The 22,271-nt window shown below is 51.3% G+C and carries 19 protein-coding genes; 6 read left to right on the forward strand and 13 right to left on the reverse strand.

Features of this window, described 5'->3' with window-relative positions; translation table 11 throughout:
- The first annotated feature begins 88 nt into the window (after positions 1–88).
- The 3 genes from BM231_RS11525 to BM231_RS11535 all read left to right on the forward strand — a co-directional run bounded on the left by BM231_RS11525 (position 89) and on the right by BM231_RS11535 (position 2,381).
- The gene (locus BM231_RS11525) at positions 89–910 is read left to right on the forward strand and encodes a DUF6502 family protein (protein ID WP_093519478.1); all 822 of its coding nucleotides are present in this window, start codon (positions 89–91) and stop codon (positions 908–910) included.
- The gene (locus BM231_RS11530) at positions 910–1,800 is read left to right on the forward strand and encodes a DUF5666 domain-containing protein (RefSeq protein ID WP_208860287.1); all 891 of its coding nucleotides are present in this window, start codon (positions 910–912) and stop codon (positions 1,798–1,800) included. The genes BM231_RS11525 and BM231_RS11530 overlap by 1 nt, the downstream gene beginning before the upstream one ends.
- A gap of 185 nt (positions 1,801–1,985) precedes the next feature.
- The gene (locus BM231_RS11535; protein WP_093519482.1) at positions 1,986–2,381 is read left to right on the forward strand and encodes a hypothetical protein; all 396 of its coding nucleotides are present in this window, start codon (positions 1,986–1,988) and stop codon (positions 2,379–2,381) included.
- Positions 2,382–2,473: 92 nt separating this feature from the next.
- Here BM231_RS11535 and BM231_RS11540 read toward each other — a convergent pair whose 3' ends face one another.
- Together BM231_RS11540 and BM231_RS11545 are read right to left on the reverse strand one after the other, a co-directional pair.
- Positions 2,474–3,862, reverse strand: a complete 1,389-nt coding sequence (locus tag BM231_RS11540; RefSeq protein WP_093519484.1) for an NAD(P)(+) transhydrogenase (Re/Si-specific) subunit beta — start codon at positions 3,860–3,862, stop codon at positions 2,474–2,476.
- Positions 3,863–3,880: 18 nt separating this feature from the next.
- Complete coding sequence (locus tag BM231_RS11545; protein ID WP_093519486.1) at positions 3,881–5,449, reverse strand: Re/Si-specific NAD(P)(+) transhydrogenase subunit alpha; 1,569 nt, start codon at positions 5,447–5,449, stop codon at positions 3,881–3,883.
- Between the two features lie 886 nt (positions 5,450–6,335).
- Here BM231_RS11545 and BM231_RS11555 point away from each other — a divergent pair.
- Positions 6,336–6,629, forward strand: coding sequence for a hypothetical protein (locus BM231_RS11555; protein WP_208860288.1), 294 nt, complete (start codon positions 6,336–6,338; stop codon positions 6,627–6,629).
- A 523-nt stretch (positions 6,630–7,152) separates the two neighbouring features.
- Here the strand turns inward: BM231_RS11555 and BM231_RS11560 are convergent.
- The 3 genes from BM231_RS11560 to BM231_RS11570 form a co-directional block, all read right to left on the reverse strand.
- Positions 7,153–8,694: an FG-GAP repeat protein gene (locus tag BM231_RS11560; RefSeq protein WP_093519490.1), complete on the reverse strand. Its 1,542-nt coding sequence runs from the start codon at positions 8,692–8,694 to the stop codon at positions 7,153–7,155.
- Positions 8,695–8,886: 192 nt separating this feature from the next.
- Positions 8,887–9,240: a RidA family protein gene (locus BM231_RS11565; protein ID WP_093519492.1), complete on the reverse strand. Its 354-nt coding sequence runs from the start codon at positions 9,238–9,240 to the stop codon at positions 8,887–8,889.
- 16 nt (positions 9,241–9,256) lie between these two features.
- Positions 9,257–10,357 carry an NAD(P)/FAD-dependent oxidoreductase gene (locus BM231_RS11570; protein ID WP_093519494.1) on the reverse strand — a complete coding sequence of 367 codons (1,101 nt, stop codon included), beginning with the start codon at positions 10,355–10,357 and terminating at the stop codon, positions 9,257–9,259.
- 693 nt (positions 10,358–11,050) lie between these two features.
- Between BM231_RS11570 and BM231_RS11575 the strand changes: the two genes are divergently transcribed.
- On the forward strand, positions 11,051–12,034 hold the full coding sequence (locus BM231_RS11575) for a TRAP transporter substrate-binding protein (RefSeq protein ID WP_093519497.1): 984 nt from the start codon (positions 11,051–11,053) through the stop codon (positions 12,032–12,034).
- 77 nt (positions 12,035–12,111) lie between these two features.
- On the opposite strand, the gene BM231_RS11580 is transcribed toward BM231_RS11575, so the two are convergent.
- From BM231_RS11580 to BM231_RS11590, 3 genes are all read right to left on the reverse strand, one after another.
- Positions 12,112–12,900 (reverse strand): pentapeptide repeat-containing protein, encoded by a 789-nt coding sequence (locus BM231_RS11580; RefSeq protein WP_093519499.1) that lies wholly within the window; start codon positions 12,898–12,900, stop codon positions 12,112–12,114.
- A gap of 482 nt (positions 12,901–13,382) precedes the next feature.
- Entirely contained in the window at positions 13,383–14,528 is a 1,146-nt protein-coding gene (locus tag BM231_RS11585; RefSeq protein WP_093519501.1) for a helix-turn-helix transcriptional regulator, read from the reverse strand.
- Between the two features lie 245 nt (positions 14,529–14,773).
- Complete coding sequence (locus BM231_RS11590) at positions 14,774–15,922, reverse strand: NnrS family protein (protein ID WP_208860289.1); 1,149 nt, start codon at positions 15,920–15,922, stop codon at positions 14,774–14,776.
- Between the two features lie 405 nt (positions 15,923–16,327).
- Here BM231_RS11590 and BM231_RS11595 point away from each other — a divergent pair, with 405 nt between their 5' ends.
- Complete coding sequence (locus BM231_RS11595; RefSeq protein WP_093519505.1) at positions 16,328–17,035, forward strand: DUF930 domain-containing protein; 708 nt, start codon at positions 16,328–16,330, stop codon at positions 17,033–17,035.
- 3 nt (positions 17,036–17,038) lie between these two features.
- Here BM231_RS11595 and BM231_RS11600 read toward each other — a convergent pair whose 3' ends face one another.
- The 5 genes from BM231_RS11600 to BM231_RS11620 form a co-directional block, all read right to left on the reverse strand.
- A complete protein-coding gene (locus tag BM231_RS11600) occupies positions 17,039–17,566 on the reverse strand; it encodes an Lcl C-terminal domain-containing protein (RefSeq protein WP_093519507.1) in 528 nt (175 codons plus the stop codon).
- A gap of 189 nt (positions 17,567–17,755) precedes the next feature.
- On the reverse strand, positions 17,756–18,457 hold the full coding sequence (locus tag BM231_RS11605) for a glutathione S-transferase family protein (protein WP_093519509.1): 702 nt from the start codon (positions 18,455–18,457) through the stop codon (positions 17,756–17,758).
- Positions 18,458–18,620: 163 nt separating this feature from the next.
- Positions 18,621–19,163, reverse strand: coding sequence for an RNA polymerase sigma factor SigZ (gene sigZ / locus BM231_RS11610; RefSeq protein ID WP_167550294.1), 543 nt, complete (start codon positions 19,161–19,163; stop codon positions 18,621–18,623).
- 121 nt (positions 19,164–19,284) lie between these two features.
- Entirely contained in the window at positions 19,285–20,313 is a 1,029-nt protein-coding gene (locus BM231_RS11615; protein WP_093519513.1) for a 2-oxoacid:ferredoxin oxidoreductase subunit beta, read from the reverse strand.
- A complete protein-coding gene (locus BM231_RS11620; RefSeq protein ID WP_093519730.1) occupies positions 20,310–22,205 on the reverse strand; it encodes a 2-oxoacid:acceptor oxidoreductase subunit alpha in 1,896 nt (631 codons plus the stop codon). Before BM231_RS11620 ends, BM231_RS11615 begins: the two co-directional genes overlap by 4 nt.
- Positions 22,206–22,271: the final 66 nt, after the last annotated feature.

Here is a 22,271-nt window from a genome sequence, read left to right on the forward strand (position 1 = left end):
TAACAAGTGTTCAACAAGCAGTAACGAATTCGTAGGATGAAAAATTCTGGTGTAATGATTAGAGAACTGGACAGCACAGGAAACGGAAATGAGTCCCGAGCAAACAGACCCTTTTGAGACTGCCCTCACAGCGCTCCTTGCCCCACTGGCAAAAGCGATGGTGGCGCGTGGCGTCACAATCGGGCCAGCGACCGAGGCACTAAAACGGGCCCTGCTCCAGGCCGCAATTGAAGAAACTCCCGGCAAGACGACCGATAGCCGTGTCAGCCTTAAAACCGGCATTCACCGCAAAGATGTCAAACGGTTACGATCTGATGAAAACGGCAGTTCTCTCAAGAAATCCATCAATGCGACGGCTCTGGCGATTAGTTACTGGGCGACGGCTCCAGAGTTTCAAAGCGCAGAAGGAACGCCCCGAAACTTGCCTCGACAAGGCAGTGACAAGGAACCCGGCTTTGATGAGTTAGTCCGCCTTACACGCGCAGATATGGCACCTGGAACAGTGCTTGAGGCACTTATTGAGCAGGGTGTCGTTGCGGAATTAGATGACGGATTTTATCGTTTATTGACTCATGCCCTTTTGCCGGCACCTGGAAGTGCAGAGCAAGTTGCCGCCTATCAGGCGACGCTTTCGACCCATTTATCAGCCGCTACCCACAACTTAATTGCCCCTCAGGGAGAAGCTCTCAATTTTGATCGAATCCTGCGTTATTCGCATTTGTCAGAGGAGTCAGTGGAGACTCTGAACAGGTTGACGCAAGAGAAAGCCCAGATGCTTTTGGAAGAAGTCAACGCTCTGGCACGGGAGATGCAAATGAATGATGCGGAACAGACCGCCAATGGCCGTTTTGCCTTTGGGGCCTACGTCCTTCCAAAAAAAAAGCCAAAATCAGATGAGGCTGCTGCATAATGGTTTGGAGGCACACACTTTCCGCTTTAATTGCATCCACTTTTCTGATCGCTCCAGCTGCAGGCCATGCAGAGGAAGAGCGTGAAGGCGGTATTCTGGGGACAGGCATTGTTGGCACGATTACGCGCCTTGGCAGCATCATTGTAAATGATCAGCGCATCACCTTCCCTCCAGACCTGCCGGTCAAAAATGAACTTGGACCACTGACGGCCTCGCAGTTGGTGCCCGGAGATACTGTCGCTGTTGTTGCAGCCCTGACTGGTGCAAACTGGGAAGCGCAAAGTATCCGCAGAATTGTGCCGATCATTGGCCCGGTTTCTGAGGTGAAGTCGGATGAGGCAGGCAGAACCTTTGAGATTATGGGAACGTTCGTTCACGTACCAGAGGCTATTGCGACCACGGTGAAACAAGGAGATTGGGTGGCAATCAGCGGTCTGTGGCAAGATGAGGACGTGGTTGCAACACGTGTTGAGGTTGTTCCGCCCCGCCAGTCCGCTGTCATCATCGGCAGCAATCTTTCCGTTGGTGCAAGCAATGTTCCTCAAATCGGCAACACCTTGATTGCAGGCATTATTCCGCAACACGTTCAGTCTGGTGATGTAATCCGGGTTACAGGGGTTCCTGAGGCTGGCAGTATCCGTGCGACATCGCTTGAAACCGGCATCTTTGATGGGAAAGTCGGATTGGTTCAGGCAGAAGGTTACTTGTCTCCGCCAAACTCAACCGGCCTTTACACCTTGCTCGGCTCCGGCATGGTAGCCTTCACTGATCAACCTGACATGATCGACGAAACAGCAAAAGTGCTCGTGTGCGGATATGGTGGCAAACTAGGAAGCGACACAACCAAAACAGTAGATCCTGAACTGCTGGAGAAGCTAGGCTGTCAGTAGTCTGTTGGGAGCGCGTGGTTAAGCGGCTACGCGTTCCTTATCAATATCATATACTTGCGTATATCTACCCCATATAGTTGTGATTGAATAGACATAGCGTCACTGGCTCTTTGCTTCTTTCGTTCCTTCTGCCTAAAAGGTTTGAAAACTGAAGCAACTATAAGTGAACTTGGTGGGGAAATAAGATGATCAAGTATATTGCTGGAGTAGCGTTTTTAGTTGCGGGTCTAAGTACCGCTGCGGCGGAAACGCATTCGCGCGATGTCCCAGCACGCAAAGCGTCTGTTGTTAACGGACATGTCTATTACGATCAAAACCAATGTACGTCAGGCCCAATTGCTCAGGTGAAGGTTAAAGTTGAACCTAAGCATGGAAGCGTACAAATTCGCAGAACAACATATAGCCCGCCTAAAGGTAGACGCTGTTACGGAAAGAAATTCAACGCAGTTGTTGTTGTATATACTCCGAAGAAAGGCTATCGCGGCAAGGATGCATTTAAGACCAGCTATTCAATGCCGAAGTATGTTCAAGGTAGTCAAATGAATTACTTTTCAGACACCTATAAGATAAACGTAAAATAGATATACGACTTACTTTTTTGTGATGATGAAGAAAAAAGCCCCGGAACGTGAAGAACGCTCCGGGGCTTTTTGTACATCAATTACGGACCAAACTAGCTGATCTTACCCAGTAGGTTGTTCATAGAGCTCTTCGCATCACCGTAGTACATGCGGGAGTTCTCTTTGTAGAACAGTGGGTTTTCGATACCGGAGTAACCGGTGCCCTGACCGCGCTTGGAGATAAACACGTGCTTGGCTTTCCAAACTTCCAGAACTGGCATGCCAGCGATTGGTGAGTTTGGATCTTCCTGAGCAGCTGGGTTTACAATGTCGTTCGCGCCAATGATGATCACAACATCCGTATCAGGAAAATCATCGTTGATCTCGTCCATTTCCAGAACGATATCGTAAGGCACTTTCGCCTCTGCAAGCAGCACGTTCATGTGGCCTGGCAGACGGCCTGCAACCGGATGGATTGCGAAGCGGACGTTTTTGCCTTTTGCACGCAGACGCTTGGTCAGTTCAGAAACGGACTGCTGTGCCTGAGCAACAGCCATGCCGTAACCTGGTACAATCACAACGCTATCTGCATCATTGAGTGTTTCAGCTACGAAGTCCGTATCAGTTGGAACCATCTCGCCTTCGATTTCCTGTGCCGGACCAGTTGTGGTGCCAAAGCCGCCCAGAATAACGGAAACAAAGTGGCGGTTCATAGCCTTACACATGATGTACGAGAGGATCGCACCGGAGGAACCAACCAGAGCACCTGTAACGATCAGCAGATCGTTGCCAAGCAGGAAGCCTGTCGCTGCTGCTGCCCAACCGGAGTAGGAGTTCAGCATGGAAACAACAACTGGCATGTCGGCGCCGCCGATGGCCATAACCATGTGCCAACCGATGAAGAAGGCGATCAGGGTCATCAGGTAGAGCGTCCAGGAACCAGCATGGTTCATGTACATGAACATCAGGATCACTGCGAGAACAAGCAGACCTGCGTTGAGGGCGTGACGACCCGGCAACAACAGTGCTTTACCACCGATCTTTCCAGCAAGCTTGCCGTAAGCGACAATGGAGCCAGTAAAGGTGATAGCACCGATGAAGACGCCGATGAAGATTTCAGCTTCATGGATGACCAACTCAGCGCCTGCCAGACCTGCTGGTGGAGCGATATCTGAATTGATGCCGATGAACACAGCAGCCAGACCCACGAAGGAGTGCAGAGCAGCCACAAGCTGCGGCATGCCAGTCATTTCAACACGTTGAGCCACAATCGCGCCGGCAGTGGAGCCAACGGTTACGGTTACAAGCAACATGATCAAAACGGCTGGGCTTGTAAGATCGACACCTGGACCAAATACTGTTGCAAGAACAGCTAGTCCCATGCCGACGATGCCAAACCAAACAGCGCGTTTTGCGCTTTCCTGATTGGACAGACCGCCCAGAGACAGGATGAAGAGTACAGTTGCCGCAATATAAGCGGCGGTTTGAAGTCCAATAGACATAATGCTTCCCTCCCCCGCTTAAGACTTGTTGAACATCTGGAGCATACGGCGCGTGACCATAAACCCACCAACGATATTGACCGATGCAATCAGCACCGAGATGCCAGCGAGGAACCAAACGATCCAACTGCCGGAGCCAAGCTGCAACAGCGCACCAAGAATGATGATGCCGGAGATTGCGTTGGTCACAGCCATAAGTGGTGTATGCAGGGAGTGAGCCACGCCCCAGATCACCTGGAAGCCTACAAACACTGCGAGGACAAATACGATGAAGTGTTGCATAAAGCTTTCAGGCGCATAGGCACCTATTAACGCCATAACAGCACCACCACCAATCAGAAGACCGAGCTGTTTGCGACCAGCAGCTTTGGCAGCTGCGGCCTCTTCAACCGCGAGTTCCTCTGGGGTTTTCTCAGGCGCCTTTGGCTTTTGAGCAGCAATTGCAGCAATCTTCGGCTTAGGCGGCGGGAAGGTGATTTCCCCGTCTTTGGTCGCCGTTGCACCGCGGATAACATCATCTTCCATGTTGATATTGGCCTGACCGTCCTTCTCAGGAGTCAGATCAAACATCATGTGGCGAATGTTGGTTGCGTATAGCGTGGAGGACTGTGTTGCCATGCGGGATGGGAAGTCAGTGTAGCCGATCACGGTAACACCGTTGTCGGTTACGATCTTCTCGTCCATCTTGGTTAGTTTACAGTTGCCGCCTTTTTCTGCTGCAAGGTCAACAATCACAGAACCCGGCTTCATGGATTGAACCATGTCTTCGGTCCAGAGCTCAGGCGCATCGCGGCCTGGGATCAGTGCTGTGGTGATGACGATGTCAACTTCTGGTGCCAACTCGCGGAACTTCGCCAGCTGCGCTTCGCGGAATTCCGGTGAAGAAACAGAGGCATAGCCGCCAGTGGAGGCGCCGTCCTGCTGCTCTTCCTCAAAGTCCAGATAAACGAACTCAGCGCCCATGGACTCGACCTGTTCAGCCACTTCCGGGCGAACGTCGAACGCTAGGGTGATGGCGCCGAGAGAGGTGGATGCGCCAATGGCAGCAAGGCCAGCGACGCCAGCGCCGATGACGAGCACTTTGGCTGGTGGCACTTTACCGGCAGCGGTGATCTGGCCGGTGAAGAAGCGCGGGAAGTTGTTACCAGCTTCCATAACAGCGCGGTAACCAGCGATGTTGGCCATGGATGACAGAGCATCCATCTTCTGTGCGCGCGAGATACGCGGCACCATATCCATCGCCAGCACGTTGACCTTTTTATCGGCAAACTGCTGAAGAAGCTCACCATTTTGCGCTGGCCAGAAGAAGCTGATGAGAGTTTGTCCCTCGTGTGTCAGTTTCAGTTCAGATGCTTCGGGCGGACGGACTTTGATGACAATATCTGCGGTTTCCCAGAGCGTTTTTGCATCTGCGATAACCTTTACGCCAGCATCTGTATAATCTGTGTCAGAGAAGTTTGCAGCTTCACCGGCGCCGGATTCAATAGCGCACTCATATCCCAGCTTTTGCAGCTGTTGGGCGCTGTCCGGCGTCAACGCGACCCGACGTTCCCCGTCAAGGACTTCCTTGGCAGCCCCTATGATCATGTTCTAACCTCTTGCCTGTTAAATAGGTTTCCAGCAGAAATCGCTCGTTACCAACTGTTCCAATCGTTTTTTATTCTCTTTCCCAGCGTAGTGGCTGGTTCCGTTTTTGTGCAATGCACCAAAGGCCCTAAACTTTGCCAAACCGTCAAAGGAATCTCTTTGACCAATCTTACTCGCAAGGCAGGTTAAGCTCCTTTGCGTAAACTGCAAGTCTCTCCTAAAAACTTCGAAAATCCCTTCATCTTTAAAAGGGAGCCCGTTCAAATCCCAGTAGGGTAAAGCCCTATCTGAACGATAGTTGATCACCTTTACCCAAGTGTTTGAGTTCAAACTAAAGAACGAGGTGGATAAGTGAAATTGAATGAATCTCAATATAGTTCACATATATAAGAGCGAAGGTGAGTATAAACCGCATTTCACGCAGATCATCGGGGTTTATACTTGCATTTGCTCTTGGCCCACGCAGAGGAAAACTGTGCTCAAAGTGGGATTTTAACTGAAATATATTTATATCTCAGTCTGAAGTCGAAGGTAGATATACCAGCTCATCACTTCGGTGCATGCGACAACCTGACATAGAAACAGCGCTTTCAACCGTTCACGAAAACCACTTTCCGCCCTTGCGTTAATCTGTGCGTTTCTTTGCGCGATTTTGCGTTTTTATGCGTTGCTATGGGAAAAGCGGCTGAAAATGGACCTTCAGGAACGTGGCGTACCACTCCACCACGGTAGGTTCTCACCGTTGTACGCTGATAGGCCTCACTCTGCTGATGATTGCTCTTTGCATATGTGCTAAGGGCGCCCTTCACTAAATTAAAAGATCAATGTTACGGCGCTTCATCGCATGGGCATAAGTTGGCTTACTGGGGGGCATAAGACAAATCAGATGATGGATACAATCTTTACGATCGGCATATTCGTGATTTTCGCTGGAGGTGTCATCTCTTATCAGTTGATCCGCCGCCGAGATGAGTATGCAGAGCTTCGCAAACGCAAGCTCGCTCAGAATTTGAACCCCGTCTTTTTGCTTCCAGCGTATTTTCGAAAGAAAGATGACCCGCTGAAACCTGCTTATGTCAAGTTGGCTACGATAGGCCTATTACATGCTGTCGGCGTACCACTAGGGATTGTTTGGTATGCGATACTTCTGGTGGTTATTTCAAATTATCTGGGCTTGTAGCTAAGTCCTTTTTCTCTGATTTGAGAAAGAATTTATCCCCCTCCTCCAAGCATGTGACATTCTACTTGAACGGAATGCACTCGAAGAATAGACACTCAGAGATAACTGGCTGCAGGGAGAAAACCAAGAAATGGACGCCGCGCTCTATATTGGCATCTTCCTGATCTGTATCGGCAGCCTCCTCACCTTTTACAAGATCACTCAGAGGCCCGAATATGACCTGTTGCGAAAACACTCGTTCGGCAGAGGACCATAAGCTCGCTGTTCTAACGCTCTCTTTTTGGCGCCGTCAGATTACCGCGTTCAGGCGCACATCCGCCAGACTTTTCACAATAGAGCTATGCCCTTGGCTTGCCACTCACAACCTGGCTCTACTCGAGCTTCACGTGGCGGGCCGTTTATAAACCCTCAGAGAGAAAGACCATGTCCCCCTCTCTGAGTGTATTGCAATTCTGATCAGGAAGAACAGTTGTAAGCCAACAGCTATTCGAAGAGTTCGAAGTTGCTGACTCGCATGCTCGACTTAGACAAACTGGAAATCATCTGCGTGAAGGTCTGCCAATGAAACATTTTTCAATGTGACTGAGTTATCAGCGTCAAGGGTGATGACCGTATCAGCACCATTCTCGCTAGCAGCTGCAATCACGGCATCGAAGTCAGAAAACATCGCTTGATCAAATTCGATTACATCATTTGAGCCTTCGCCCACTTCAAAATCTACAAGTGTTGCCTGACCAAACCCACTTTGTGAGAAATCGAAGGTTTCGTTTTCAGCCATTTCTGGCTGTGTCTCATTAGCCGTACTGGCGTAGTTGCCGTGCTCGTCTGGTTCAATGACGTAAATTGCGCCCGTATCAAAGGCGGTTTCTGTGTCTTCACCTGGTTTGCCGATGATAATTGTTCCGGCTTCATTGATGGCTATAGAATATCCAAACTCATCGTCATAAATTGTATCAGGTACCGCGACTTTAAATTCTTTGTAGCTGCCGTCATCCTGAACTGTGAATACTGAGACAAAACCACCTGTTTCCGTTGCCCTTGCTCCGATGACGACTACACCAGAAGAACTCATGGCAACAGAGGAGCCAAACATATGGCCATCAGCTGGGTCGGATACAGTAAACTCAATTTTTTGAGTGTAGTTTCCTTGTGAGTCTGGTTTGAAAAGCAAAACAGAACCTGCAATATATTTTCCATCAACCATGTTGCCTGGCTGACTCACCAAAATCTCTCCGACATCATTGACTGACACAGCAGCTCCAAACTGGTCATTGAAGAACGGGTCATCTACTTCGAGTTTGATTGGGTCTTCATATCCGTTCTCTGTGGGTTTGTAGATGTATAAAGCCCCTGTTGAGTGTTGCTCGCCAGAAGCTCCGACAGCAATAAGACCATCTTCATTGATGGAGACTGATGAACCAAAGTAGGAGGCTACAGAAGGCGAACTCAGTTTTAGTTCTGTGTAACTCCCATCTTCTTGAGGAGTAAAGACGTAGATAGCGCCGGCGTTATAGATACCGTCTGCATCATCACCCTTTGCTGCTACTACAATTTGGCCATTTTCATTTACGGTGACAGCTGAGCCGAAGTAGTCACCATGATTGGTATCTGACGCTATCAGTTTGATGGGGGCAGAATAGTGTCCATCGTCATCAAGTGGGTACACATAAACTGCGCCTCCCCAAATAAAGCCGTCTAGACTGAAATGAGGAGCGCCAACTATTAACGTTCCATCATTCATGATACTTATCGAGTTGCCGAAGGAAAAGACATCTGTGACATCTGTGACATCTCTGGCATCTGGTGCAGCTATATAGATTTCTTCATAATTGCCATCGCCCAGAGGTCGAAAAACTGTAACGGAGCCAGGTTGGATCACCAATGCTTCAGCAGCCGTACTTGCTCCTACAGCGATAACCCCTGCTTCATTAACTGAAACAGAACTTCCTAATCTGCTTTCGTGGCTGGTGCCTGGTACCGTTAACTTCAGAAACTCAGTAATTAGGTTGGTCTCTTCTGATGAAAGAGTAAGGTTGCTTGCGGTGTTTTGAACTGTGTTGCTCATTGTAGCCAACTCGATAAATGATTGCAGTATGCACAAAACAGAAATTAGGTGTGATTATAATTTTATGCAACTTAAAAGTGTTTAGGCTACAACAATAAGAAATGTTCTAAGTTACATCCTTGAAGTGCCGATTTAGAAGCTATCGGCATGGGCTCAAAATGAGCCCATGCATTGAATTCTGTGTCACTCTTATCAGGCAGCAGCTGCCGCTGTGATGAGGATTTCTACTTTGAGGCTGTCTAGGGCGAGTTTGCATTCGCCGCAGGCGCGGGCCGGTGGGTTTTGTGGGTCAACCCATGCGTCCCAGACGGAGTTCATCTCATCAAAGTCGGCAACATCGTTCAGCCAGATGGTGGCTTGCAGGATGCGGGATTTGTTGGAGCCGGCTTCTTCCAGCAGTTTTTCGATGTTTGCCAGAATGGCGTGGGTCTGGTCGGCTGCGGTTTTGCCGTTTGTGTCGACCTGACCGGAAAGGTGCACGATGCCGTTGTAAACGACGATTTGGCTCATGCGCGGGCCTTTGTTCAGGCGGATAATGTCAGACATGGGGTATTCCTATGCTTTATGTAAATCGGTTTGGTGAAAGCGCTGCCAAAATCTCCTCCGGCAGTTCGCAGGGGCGATTGAGGCAGAGATCTGCGGTGAGGCGGGAAAGAGCCGGGCTGGTTTGAATGCCATACCCACCTTGGGCGGCGAGCCAGAAGAAGCCGTCTGCATCCGGTGCAAAGCCGACGACGGGGCTGCGATCTTCAACGAAACTGCGCAAGCCTGCCCAACTGTGCTCCACGCGTGTGACGGGGAAATTGACGGCGTTTTCAAATCTGTAGAGGCCTTCGGCGAGCACCATGTCATCAACAAAGGCATCGTGCGGCTCTACAGGGTCGGCATCCACGGGAGAGACAAGCAGTTTGCCTGCTTCCGGTTTGGCGTAAAAGGGTTCTGCTGCGCCTTCAAACAAGGGCCAGTTGCTGCTGTCGACACCTTCCGGCAAAGGCAGGATTGCAGCGGTCCGGCGTTTGGGGGTGAGCCCAATTGTTTTAAGGCCTGCAAGTTCGGCAATTTTATCAGCCCAAGCTCCCGCGGCGTTGATCAGAACAGGGGCGCAAAACACGCCTTTGGGTGTGGTGACCTGCCAAAGCCCATCTTGCCGTTCAATCTGAGTGGCAGGTGCTGAGAGGATGATCTCTCCACCACGGGATTTGAAGAGGCGGGCGTAGCCCTGAAACAATCGGTCCACGTCAATGTCCAATGCGTTGGGCTCGTAAAGCGCGGAGGAGACTTTTTCCGGATCAAGGATTGGAACCATGGCGAGGGCTTCTTCAGCGCTGCGTGTCTCCAACCCCTCTGCGTCTTCCTCGTAGGTTTCCAGCAGGTCTTCCTTGCCCTCTTCCGCCAACATCAAAAGTCCTCGGCGCGTGAGCACGGACCCCTCACAGATGCCTTGCGGGTTCATGAGCGTAGGTTCTGAAGCAGCGTTTAAGGCACGGATGACGGCATTGCCGTAGTTGCGAATGAAGATTGCGGCAGAGCGGCCTGTCGAGTGGTGGCCGATCACATCTTCCATCTCCAGCACAATGGTTTTTGCTGTCTCTGCCAGTTGAGAGGCAGCACTGATGCCAGCGATGCCGCCGCCGATAATCAGAAAATCGCAGTGCTGTGCCATGTCAAACCTCGCAAATATAAAAAGCAAAGCTGATATATCTAGCAAAGGGCGCGGCGATGCGAGGAAAAACCGATCTTACTCACTTTTATATTGTTCCCATAACAATGTTGGAACGTGGATTTTCACTTGGTTGAGATGGTTTTGGATATTGGTCAGCCAATTTCAAGAGGGCAAAGAGCTGCCAAAAAATGCGAATCTCTCTGGACACAGAGTGGGAGTTGTTCTGAATTTTTGAATATTTGGTCGACCTATTGGAAGGTTTTTGGTCGAAAGGTCGGACATTATCTGAGATCGGCTGTCAATGCGCTCCAATTAGTATACTTGAATGTAAATTTCCGGAAAATATAGCATTGGATATAGCTTTAAAGTAAAGAGAGTGGTTACTGCGAAGGCTGCTCGATATAAGTTGATACTATTATTATTATTACTCAGAAAGTGCTATTAAATCACGCTTTTCATAAAGATTATGTGACTTGCATCATCTATGGTTTGCTTTTCGGAGCGCATTCCGTGAGGCGTGACCAATTGTCAGTGCCAACACCTAGAATTGATATTTTGGTTGACCTTTTTGTGAAATTGGTCAGAAATACGGGTAAGAGATGTCGCCGGAGGGAAGATCGGCTCATTTCGATAAATCGGGAATTCCGTACCAGGCGTCTCTTGTCTGTGTACTTCAAGGGAGAATTTAGAAGAATGTTCCGCAAGTCTCATTTTATTGGTGCTGTGCTTACATCTGCTCTTATGGTGGGCGCTACTGTTGCAGAAGCAAAGACCTTGAAGGTCAGCCATAACCTGCCGACTGACAACCCGGCACATATCTCTCTGGAGTTCATGGCAAAGCGCGTTAAAGAGCTTTCCGGCGGCGATGTTAAAATGCGCATTTTCGCCAATGCACAGCTTGGCACACAGCGTGAATCCGTTGAACTGATGCAGAACGGCCTTTTGGACATGGCTCGTTCCAACGCAGCAGAAATGGAAGCTTTTGAACCATCCTATTCCGCGTTGACCCTCCCATACATCTTTGAGAGTGAAGACCATTATTACAAAGTGTTGACCTCAGATGTTGCTGAAGACGTCTTCATGGCTTCCAAAGACAAGGGCTTTGTTGGTCTGGCCTTTATGGTAGACGGCTCCCGCTCTTTCTATGCAAACAAAGCCATCAACAGCCCAGCTGATCTGAAGGGTATGAAGATCCGCGTGCAGCCTTCCCCGTCCGCAATCCAGATGGTTGAACTGCTCGGCGGCGCGCCAACCCCGATCTCCTTCGGTGAGCTTTACTCTGCGCTGCAGCAGGGCGTGGTTGATGGTGCTGAAAACAACCCGCAGGCACTTGTTGATGTGCGCCACGGCGAAGTTGCAAAAGTATACTCCCGCGATGAACACACCATGATCCCAGGCGTTCTGATGATCTCCACCAAGGTTTGGGATGGTCTGGAAGCTGACAGCCAGAAAGCGCTGAAAACAGCTGCTCGTGAAATGATGGACTTCCACCGCGACCTTTACAACAAGCAGACCCTCGAAGCGATTGAAACTGCAAAAACAAAGCTCGACGTTAAGTTTGTTGAAGTTGAAAAGGGTCCGTTCATCAGCGCGGTTCTGCCAATGCACGATGCACTTTCAGAAAAGTCACCTAAACTGGCTGATCTGGTTGCACGCATCAAAGGCCTTGCGAAATAAGTAAAACACTCTCCGGGCAATGACCTTAAACCCCGCCTTCTTGGAGGCGGGGTTTTTGTATGGAAAAGGCTGCTGTTTTAGTCTGGCTCAACTTTGATGCCGAGGCCCTGCAAAAGCAGATGTTGCTGGCTGGCTGAAATCAACATGCCGCGGTATCCGCGCAAGGTTGTTAAGAAGAGCGCGCCAAGGTTCGTACCTCTTAAGTCCGCATAGGTGAGATCCAGACCTTCCGTCTCTGCATCAGAGAGCGTGCTGCGCTTCAGGTCTGCATTTGTCAGGTTCGTGTTGGACAGGTTGCTGCTGGTCAGATCACAGTCGGTCAGAATGCACTCTTCTAAGTCCAGATCAGACAGGGTTGCATAGTTCAGCTGGCAGTCTGTAAATGTTGCGCGTGTCTTCAGGGCCCGTTTGCCCGCAACCTTGCCAAAGTCACAGCCCTCCAGTGAAGCGCCCGTCAAGCGGGAGTTTTGGAAGGCAATGCAGAACATTTGCGAATAGGGGAAGGTGGTAAGGCGCAGGTCGCAGTTGTGAAACTCCACGTTGCTCAGGTCCGCATGCCGAAAGCACCCTCCTGCCCGTGTGTCGGCATAATAAAAACTGCAGTTTTCAAACTTCGCATCTCTTAGATCGCAGCTTTTGAAGGTGCTGGCCGGGAACTGGGAGTCCTTCCAGCTGCTTTCACGAAAATCTACGGCATTGAAGTCGCAGCCGGGCTCAAAACTACAATTGAAGAACTGCGCGTCCCGCAGGTCTTTGCCTTCAAGCCATGTCGCTTCCAACTCTGCATCGATAATTGGTCTGCCAGATTCCAAAAGAGCAGAGAATGTTTCAAAGGAGAGAGCAGCGGAAATATCTGAGGATGTCATGTGAGCACCGTGATGAACGAAGAGATACCCACTGTGCCATGTGCAGTGTGAGCGTTCAATCGGGCAGGTTCAATTAGGCAAGAAAAGACCGGCGTCGCCTTTTGAAATATGGAAGGCTAAGCCGGCTAGGCAATAATTTGCAACAATACAAGCAGCTCATTTCCCAAGCAAACGAACCACCAAACAGCAAACTTAAGGACCGAATTGCGGTTGAAGGTATGCCTTCTGTGCCAAGACTGCCTCCGAAAACCTGTGCTCCCGACGCCTCTTGTTTGCTGAGTTAAATTTACTCAGAATTTTTCGAGGTGACTTGATGCAATTGCACTAATTTTCTGCAGAAAAAGACAAAACTCTAAAATTAGCTGATAACGCTCTGATATATCTAATAAAAATATCAGATTATTTTCCTCTCCGATATGTCGGGTGCATGAAATTGAGGGGGCAGGATTAGGCGACTGAGGGAAATCCCTGAAGGGATTGTATTAGGTCTGCCACGGATAACGCGAGAGTGTCGTCATCACCAGTCGCACGATCTCGGTTTGTGAGCCAACATCCAGCCGGCGAGACACGTTGGCGATGTGGTTTCGTGCGGTATTGTAAGAAATACCGAGTTGCTCAGCAGCGTCTCGTGTTGACGCTCCATTGGTCAGCGCCTTCACGACCTCGGTTTCTTTCGGGGTAAGATTCAGCAGGTGGCTGATCATTTTGTCTGGCACTTCGGCAAAATCGGTCGGATCAAACACCATCAAAAGGCAGTATTTTGGTCTGGCCAAAAAATGCGAAAGATAGTCTGGAGCGTCCTTTTGAGTCTCAATAGGCTGGATGAAGACCAGTGTGTTCGGACCAAACTCATTACGGATGATAACCGGAGACGGCAGGGTATGCGTGTAAATGGACTGTCTGACCGCGCTTTCCAATGCGCTGGCCTCATCTACTGCCTTGGCAGAGAGCCGCATGTAACGCCCTAGCTGCAAGTTGGTGTGTTTGCTCAGCAGCTTTTCTGCGCGCCCGTTCATCACCTGCACGCTGCTGTTTTCATCAACCACGAGAGCGCTGAAGGGCATCTGCTCCAACCAGAACTTGCCTAACGCCTTGGTGGGGGCAACTGCCTCACGCATGCGACGCTGCAAAGCCAGCTGAAAAGCATTGCGGAAATACGGCTGCAAGAACTTCACTTCCTCAAAAAGCTGGTCTTCGTCATTTTCTGAGACGGCATAGGGAAGCGAAATGTTGATGTAGGAGCACAGACCGTTTTGACGATCGATCATTAGCGTAATGGCGCGGTCGATGTTTTGGTTGGGCTCAATGAAATTGCCAACATAATCCGCGTGAATGTCTTCCTTACGGAAATGCCGATGCGGCCGGCAGGGCTCTTCAATATCAACCCGCTTTAAAACGGAGGGTAGAGGATTCAGCTGAGCTACGGGCGCAAAACTGTCATGGAACGCCTGCCCCACATTCAAAACCTTGCGATAGTCATAGTGACGGTCTGCCAGGCTTTGCACATTGATGGCAAAGGGAAACTCTGAGTACTTTGTCTGCAGTTGCTTCAACGCATTTTCCAACGGCTCTTCATTCATGAAGGTCCGGAAGATGTCGCTGATACTTTGATCAAGGAGCGGTGTCATAATCAATGGTCTGCAATAGGGCTCGAAAGGAGTGGTACAGAGCGGTAATCAAAGATCTCTAATAAAGAAACCGCTTAAGTATTGAGCCGTCAGACGGGTTAAATCAAGTAAGTTGACCGTTTGGTCTAAAAAGAAACTGACCCTGCGATATATCAGCAACAGTGCATAGGTATATATGAGAATATTCTGAATAAAGATGTGTGCTTGAATACAGGAAAGGCCCGGAAAACCGGGCCTTTGTGATGTCAGAAGATTGTATTTGGCCGGGTGACAATGCCCCAGTATCTAATAGTAAAGAGGCCAAATGCACCGACCCAGCACAGGGCTGAAAGCCCCAGAACCATGAAATATCCCTGCGGATATAGAAGAATGCCAAATACCCGCACCGCTGCACTCATGACAATGAGATAGTAGATTGCAATCTCAACCCATGTTGGCTGGAGTGGTCTGCCGGAGTGACCCAGCGCACTGCGTGTCATCATGGCCAGCATCATACCCGCGATGGAACCAACGGTGATCGCGTGGATGGCCAGTACCTGATCCCATGGTGCATCCAGCAGGGCCCCTGCCCGCAACAACAATGCAATTGGTAGCCAAGCGTAGGAGACCGGCAGGATCCAGAGGATCGGTTTGCCCCATGTGATCTGAGGACGCCATAGGCCCATCTTCACAATGTGCAGCCCGGCGAGCACCAGCAAGCCCACCGCGCGTAGGGTTGCGGCTTCGTAGCTCATGCCAAAATAGATGTCGCTGACCAATAGCAGAACCATGCCAAGACCAATTGCATCTTCAAGGCGCTGGTTACGCACTGCGCGTTTCACGCCAAGGGCATTGTTGGTGAAGAGCGGGATAATACGGCCGCCAATGACGGTTACAAAGATCGCGAAGACATCAACCGCCCAGAGGAACACATCGGCAGAGTCATAATTGATGAGATCCAGCGCAATGGCGTGGAACAGACCGTTTGCCACCGCCAGCACCAGCAGCAAAGCCACCGCAAAGTAGTTGCGTTTGTTTTTCGCCTGATAAAGCGGAATTGCGATGCCAAGAGCGGCAAGAGGAAGGAAGAGAAGATCAAGAATTTGCCCCAGAGACCCAAGTGGTCCGCTGCCCACAAACAAGAGCACGCGCGCCGCCAGCCATAAGGCGAGCAATCCACCCAAAACCAAGCCATTTGGAGTGCGTCGGCCCGTCCAGTTTTGAACGGCGGTGTAAAGGAAGCCGATGAGAATGGCGACCGCGAAGCCGAAGATCAACTCATGAGAGTGCCATAACACGCCTTCGAGCGGGCCGTTGATTTCGACAAACCCGATGATGGAGGCAACCCAAAGCGGAACGCTGATGGCCGCATATGCTGCACCAACAATATAGAACGGACGAAAGCCGAGGGACAAAAATGCTTCCCAGGAGAAAGCTGTGCTCGCGCTGGGAGGCTTCGGCATAGTTTGTGTTTGCTGCATGTGTCAGGTCTCGGTCGGCGAAGGATTAGCCTTCGCTCATTTTCTTATCAAGGCACAGGAAACGCATTCGACCAGAAGTGATGGAGCGATGGTCGAACTTCTCCACTTATCACCCCTTATAAACATGAAACTAATACTCATATTTGTGCAATGTCAAATAATTCTAAATTAGCCACCCAAACCGGCCTGCAAGCGAGACGTAAGGTACTGATTTCAGAGAGAGGGCGGTCGTGTGCAATCAGTTGCGGGTAAGTTGAAATGTGAGAAGTTCTGCCGGATTTTTGCCTTGTTCTGCCACGAGTCTGGCAACTTCCAGGGGCGAGACACAGGATTGATTCATTGCACGTTTTGCAAGCAGACAGAAACAGCTATGTGATAGCAGGGTCAAACAAGACCTATACGCTGGTGTTTGCGTCCTCATTAATGGTGCACCTGTTCGCTTACTGGGTGCTGGCCATGTCACATTTGCCTCGTAGCTTTCGTGGAAGCCCGGTGAAAAGCATTGGTGTCGAACTCATTGGCACCGCTCAGTTTGAGCAACTCATCGCGCCGCCAGTTCAACAAGAGCCACCAACGGCATCTCTCTCATCTGCTCCGCCGGAAGATGCAACCCCGCAACCTTTGCCGCCACCAGTTGTGAGAGAGGAAGTCATTCAAACGCCGCAACCTGTCATTGCGCAACACTTTCAGTTGGGCCGTTTGCTGCACGCGCCTGAAAACAAGGAGCTGAAAGAGTCGCTGGTTCTGTTTGATCCATCCGATCAGCGCGAGCAGTTGTGCAATCTGGAGGTGATGGAGCAAATCCAGTTATGGGACGAGAGCTTCAACCCGGAACGCGTGGTCGCCTTTGCCTACAAAGACCCTGTGGTGTTCGGCAACAGCGTCAGCGCAGATGGCGCAGCTTTCCGCAGCAAGGGTGACTGGTACCACCTCACCTACAAATGCACCTACAACCCCACCACCAACCTCGTCACCGCCTTGGAGTTCCTGGCAGATGACGTCATCGCACGGTCAGAGTGGGAAGATCATTTTCTGTTTGCTGAGTAAGGGTTACTTGGTGTCGCGAACGGCCCGGACGGCCAGAGAGTAACCTTGGCTGTGAAAGTCGAGGACGTAGGTGACGAAGTCCAGATAGTAGTACATCCCTTTCAGCTTCTGATCGCCAGTGGCGGACCAAAAGTCGGCGTAGTCGACAAAGGCTGGGGCTGTAAGATCTGGAAACAGGGCGTGCAGTTCCTCTTTTTCCGCGCAGGTGGAATCCAGCAGTCCGTAAAGCTCGCGGATTGTTGGCAGGCGCCAGCCTTCAGTGTTCTCGGCAAAGTGAGAGACAGCAATGTCTTGTCCAACCTGCATTGGCTCACCGGAACAACTCTGCGTATCGCTTTGCCATGTCATGCCCTCGGCGCAACGTTTCCATTCCAGCGCATAACCGGTTTGCTTGAGCCGAGCTCCCTCAAGAGTGAAGCGCTCTTGCAAGGCAGGTTTGTTGCTGCAATCAAGTTGAGCAGCGGCAGGAAAGGCTGACAGGAAGAGGCTGAGAGTAGCCGCTGTGGTGAGGGAGAATGGCTTTTTTGTCATTATAAAACATCGCAAAGTGATTTTTGAAAGATCGCGGTGCATGCTTGTTTTTATCTAGCAAATCGCAGCACGATGGCACTTCACTGACGAGAAATAGTGGTGCGTTTATGGCAGGTTGGGTAATTCCGTGATTAACCTGTGCGTTCTGCAAAGAAGAGCGGATTGGGGCCGCTCTTCTTGCTCTCGTGCTTAACAGCAAGCGCCCGTCTTACAGACGTCCACCTTTGGGGAGTCGCAGCACTTTCCAGACCCCAGATAGGTCTGATCGGAGAGATAAAACTCAACGAACAGCTTTTCGAAGTCTTCAGAAACGGACTTTTCTGCCAGACCAGTTTCCAACAGACGTTTCTGCCATGCCTTCACAGTAGGAAAGCCTTTTAGGAAGTCATAGCCAGCATGACGCGCGATGATGTTGGCACGATGCAACAATGGCAGCCATGCCATATCGACGTTGCCGATCTGCGCGCCAGAGAAGAAGCCCTCGCCTGAAAGCTGCTGCTCAGCGTTGCCAAACAAAGCGCTCAGCTTCTCAGCACGCTCTTCCAGCGTTGCCTTGTCATGGCTGCGCATGGTGCTGCACTGAACCAGATAGTTCTTGGCGGCCTGATAGCTCCATGCCCGCTCAATCGCCTTCTGCTCTGGTGAGAGTCCTGGGTGCATTGGCGGTGCTATTTCGTCGATGTATTCAACAATGGCGTCAGACTCAAAGAGCGCAGTGCCGTTCTCGGTGATTAGAACTGGCACCTGTCCGTTTGGAGAGACGTCCAGAAACCAATCTGGCTTGTCCTTCAGGCTGATGTAATCGATCTGGTAAGGCATCTGCTTCGCTTCAAGCATGGCCGTAACACGCTGGACGAAGGGGCAGATTTTATAGCTGATGATTTTGAGCATCTTAGTGTCCTCATTTAGTTTCGCTTGTTAGACGGGCGAGGACAGAAAAAGACGAAATAAAATCCAAGACAGACTGATTTTAGGAAGCTCACGGTCTGTTTGGATTTACTTTTGCCTGCGTATTCTTATCGGAAAACCAGTGTCCGCTTTTCGGGAATACGCCCTAGCAACTTTTACAACTATCAGATTTTTCTTGATAATCTGCGACACGGCCTTTGGTGTCCAGGGTCATCTTGCAGCAGTCGTCATAGAGTTTGCGCATTTCACTGCGGCTTTTCTGGACGCGGGATTTCAGCGTGGAATAGCTGATGCCCATTTCTGCGGCCAGTTCCTTTTGTGAGATGCCATCCAGGTCAATGCGCGTCAGAAGCTGCGCGCTGTCATCCGGTAAGGAGGCAATGAACGGACGAATGCAAACTGCCAAATCCTGCTCAATGCTGGCAGCGTCTTGTTTGTGCCAATCTTCCGCCGCGGAGGTGTCACTGCGCGTGGCGTTCTTGCGATAATGGTCAATGATCGCGTTGTTGGCCACCTGAAACAGCCAGGATTTGAGCGCGGTCTGGTCTTTCAGCTCACTGCGCTTTTCAAACGTCTTGATCAAAATATCCTGCAACAGGTCGTCTACATCCGCCGGATTGCTCAGCTTTGAATGCAGAAAGGCTTTAAGCGCCGCACGATACTCCTGCCAGATCTGTTCAAGTGTCATGTCTAGCCCCTGCATCTCGTTCTGGTCGAAAACGTGGGAGGTGGAACACGCTCTGTCAAGACAAGAGCCCGCAAACGGTTATGTTTGCAGGCTCTTTCCGGTTTTGAACGTGAAGAACGCGTTAAGCCGCGTCTTCGCCAACATCCCATGTTTCTGATGCGCGCAGGGTTGCAGAAAGGTGAATGAGTTTTTCGTTCATGCTCAGTGGTTTTTCTGGCAGGCCTATGCGGCTGGCGGCGCCGAATTCGGTGGCTTGTTCGCGGAACAGGATGCCGAGGACGGTTGGCTCGCCGTCTTTCTCACCAAGCTCTGCCAGAGCGACGGCCAGTGCGTGGTTGGTTTCATCATGGACCAGCAGGTCTGCTTCGGTCACGCCGTCTGCTTCCAATGAAACGATATCCAGCACGAACCCGCCGGGTTTTACGCGAATGCCTTTGTCTTTATTGACGCCAAACACCATGGGCTGACCATGCTCGACGACAATGGTGTGGTCTGGACCCTGTTTCTTGTCCTTCAGGTGATCAAACACACCGTCGTTGAAAATCACGCAGTTCTGCAGCACTTCCACAAAGGCGGTGCCGTCGAAGTCGCGGGCTGCTTGCAAAATGGGGCCGAGCACTTTGGCCTGCGTGTCAATGCTGCGGGCGATGAACTTGGAGCCTGCCCCGATGGCAAAGCGAGCCGGGTTGAGCGGCATTTCCACTGTGCCGCCCGGAGAGCTTGGCGTGCGCATGCCTTTTTGTGAGGTTGGGGAGTATTGGCCCTTGGTCAGGCCGTAAATCTGGTTGTTGAACAGCACTATCTGCATATCCAGATTTCGGCGCAGCGCGTGAAGCAGATGGTTGCCGCCGATGGACAATCCATCCCCGTCGCCAGTGAACACCCACACATCCAGTTCCGGATTAGCAAGCTTTGCACCAGAGGCAATGGCAGGAGCGCGGCCATGGATTGTGTGGAAGCCATAGGTTGCCATGTAATAGGGCAAGCGGGAGGAGCAGCCGATGCCGGAGACGCACAGGGTGTCTTCCAGTTTTGCGCCTGTATCTGCCAGCATCTTGTGCAGGCTTTTCAAAACAGCATAGTCGCCGCAACCCGGGCACCAGCGAACATCGAGGGAGCTGGCGAAATCTTTAGGTTTCAGATCAGTCATGATGAAGCTCCCAGCGCGTCTTCTATGATTTTGGCGATCTCACGCACAAGGAACGGGCGTCCTTTCACGCAGGAAACGCTTTCCACCTTAATATCCATCTGGCTGCGCAAAACGGTTGCGAGTTGTCCGTTGTTCATCTCAGGAATGATCACCCGATCATACCCCGAGAGCAGCTCTTCCAGATTAGAGGGAAGCGGCCAGAGGTGACGTAAGTGGATGTGGGAGACAGACTTTCCTTCCAGCTCCGCACGGCGCGCAGCCACGCGGATTGGGCCCCAGCTGGAGCCCCAGCCCAGAATGGCCAGCTTGCCGGTGGTTGGTCCGGATTCCACATGCTGTGGTGGAATGCTTTTCGCAATCGCGTCCAGTTTCTGCGCGCGGATCTGGGTCATGAGCTGGTGGTTTTCACCGTCATATGAAATGTTGCCGCTGCCCGCCTGCTTCTCCAGCCCACCAATGCGGTGCATCAGGTCTGCTGTGCCTGGCACCGCCCATGGGCGGGCCATGGTGTCGGGATCGTGGTCATAAGGCAGGAAGCCCTCTGGTTCTTTGGCTTGCTCTACTGGAAACGGCTCATAGGCGGGATCATTGAAGTCCGGCAGCTTCCAAGGGGCGCTGGCGTTGGCGATGTACCCATCAGAAAGCACCATGAGCGGTGTCATGTGTCTGGTGGCGAGCTTGGCGGCTTCCACGCCCATATCAAAGCACTCACCCGGGTGAGCTGGCGCGATGACGGGCAACGGAGCATCGCCGTTGCGGCCCCAGATGGCCTGGAACAGATCGGATTGCTCGGTCTTGGTGGGCAAGCCCGTGGAAGGTCCGCCACGCTGAACGTTGACAATCACCAGCGGCAATTCAGTCATGATGGCAAGGCCAATGGCCTCCGTCTTCAACGCAATGCCCGGACCGGAGGAACCCGTCACGCCCAGATGACCGGCATAGGATGCACCGATGGCTGCGCAGATGGCGGCAATCTCATCTTCTGCCTGAAACGAAATCGCTCCCAGCTCTTTTAGTTTCGCCACTGTATGCAGCAATGGAGAGGCTGGTGTGATTGGATAGGAGCCGTAAAACAGTTCAAGGTTGGCAAGGGTTGCACCGGCATAAAGGCCATAGGCCATGCCCTCGTTGCCATTGATGGACCGATACTCCCCTTCCATCAATGGAGCTGGCTGAATGCGGTAGCGGGAAACATCCGGCGGCAGATCGCTGACTTCTCCGTAAAGGTGGCCCGCCTGCAACGCCATGATGTTGGCTTTGGCTACATCCGGTTTTTTGTGGAACTTCTGCTCGATCCAATGCTCAACATCTGCGGTGGAGCGCTCGAATAGCCAAAGCACGAGGCCAAGGGTCCACATATTCTTGCTGCGCCGGGCATCCTTTGCAGAAAGGCCTGTTTCCTTCAGCGCTTTTTCTGTGTTGCTGGTTATCTCCAATGGCAGCACGCGAAAGCTGGAGAGCGAACCATCTTCCAGCGGATTGGCAGAAAAACCCGCTTTGGTGATCGCACGCTCGGTAAACGCATCTATGTCGATGATCAGCAGACCGTTCTGCTTCACGCCTTCCAGATATTTGCGCAGAGCTGCCGGGTTCAGCGCCACAAGCGCATCGGTTTCGTCGCCAAACGTGTCCACCTCGGTGTGGCCAATATTGAGAGAATAAGCTGAGACGCCGTAGATCGTACCGCTTGGTGCGCGTATATCCGCTGGAAAATCCGGGAAGGTTGCAATGTCATTGCCAAATCTGGCGGCGCTCTCAGCCAGACGTGTGCCCGTCATCTGAATGCCGTCGCCCGAGTCTCCGGCAAAGCGGACGCGCACATAGTCGACCTCCGGTTGCTGGGAGACAGGAAGCTCATGCGTTGTTGTGCTGCGCTCTAGTCCACTCTGCATAATCAGCTCCAAAATACTGGCAGCGGCAGTGGCAGGAATCTCATATGTTCTTTTTTGTCCTTCAGG

This window comes from Pseudovibrio ascidiaceicola (assembly GCF_900114245.1).
GTDB classification, from domain to species: domain Bacteria; phylum Pseudomonadota; class Alphaproteobacteria; order Rhizobiales; family Stappiaceae; genus Pseudovibrio; species Pseudovibrio ascidiaceicola.

What these genes read in the sequence shown, in the direction of transcription:
- BM231_RS11555 (WP_208860288.1), top strand. Translation starts at nt 6,336, where the DNA reads ATGATGGATACAATCTTTACGATCGGCATATTCGTGATTTTCGCTGGA.
- BM231_RS11605 (WP_093519509.1), bottom strand. Translation starts at nt 18,457, where the DNA reads ATGCTCAAAATCATCAGCTATAAAATCTGCCCCTTCGTCCAGCGTGTT.
- BM231_RS11535 (WP_093519482.1), top strand. Translation starts at nt 1,986, where the DNA reads ATGATCAAGTATATTGCTGGAGTAGCGTTTTTAGTTGCGGGTCTAAGT.
- BM231_RS11600 (WP_093519507.1), bottom strand. Translation starts at nt 17,566, where the DNA reads ATGACAAAAAAGCCATTCTCCCTCACCACAGCGGCTACTCTCAGCCTC.
- BM231_RS11585 (WP_093519501.1), bottom strand. Translation starts at nt 14,528, where the DNA reads ATGACACCGCTCCTTGATCAAAGTATCAGCGACATCTTCCGGACCTTC.
- sigZ (WP_167550294.1), bottom strand. Translation starts at nt 19,163, where the DNA reads ATGACACTTGAACAGATCTGGCAGGAGTATCGTGCGGCGCTTAAAGCC.
- BM231_RS11575 (WP_093519497.1), top strand. Translation starts at nt 11,051, where the DNA reads ATGTTCCGCAAGTCTCATTTTATTGGTGCTGTGCTTACATCTGCTCTT.
- BM231_RS11570 (WP_093519494.1), bottom strand. Translation starts at nt 10,357, where the DNA reads ATGGCACAGCACTGCGATTTTCTGATTATCGGCGGCGGCATCGCTGGC.
- BM231_RS11545 (WP_093519486.1), bottom strand. Translation starts at nt 5,449, where the DNA reads ATGATCATAGGGGCTGCCAAGGAAGTCCTTGACGGGGAACGTCGGGTC.
- BM231_RS11620 (WP_093519730.1), bottom strand. Translation starts at nt 22,205, where the DNA reads ATGCAGAGTGGACTAGAGCGCAGCACAACAACGCATGAGCTTCCTGTC.
- BM231_RS11525 (WP_093519478.1), top strand. Translation starts at nt 89, where the DNA reads ATGAGTCCCGAGCAAACAGACCCTTTTGAGACTGCCCTCACAGCGCTC.
- BM231_RS11615 (WP_093519513.1), bottom strand. Translation starts at nt 20,313, where the DNA reads ATGACTGATCTGAAACCTAAAGATTTCGCCAGCTCCCTCGATGTTCGC.
- BM231_RS11560 (WP_093519490.1), bottom strand. Translation starts at nt 8,694, where the DNA reads ATGAGCAACACAGTTCAAAACACCGCAAGCAACCTTACTCTTTCATCA.
- BM231_RS11540 (WP_093519484.1), bottom strand. Translation starts at nt 3,862, where the DNA reads ATGTCTATTGGACTTCAAACCGCCGCTTATATTGCGGCAACTGTACTC.
- BM231_RS11580 (WP_093519499.1), bottom strand. Translation starts at nt 12,900, where the DNA reads ATGACATCCTCAGATATTTCCGCTGCTCTCTCCTTTGAAACATTCTCT.
- BM231_RS11530 (WP_208860287.1), top strand. Translation starts at nt 910, where the DNA reads ATGGTTTGGAGGCACACACTTTCCGCTTTAATTGCATCCACTTTTCTG.
- BM231_RS11565 (WP_093519492.1), bottom strand. Translation starts at nt 9,240, where the DNA reads ATGTCTGACATTATCCGCCTGAACAAAGGCCCGCGCATGAGCCAAATC.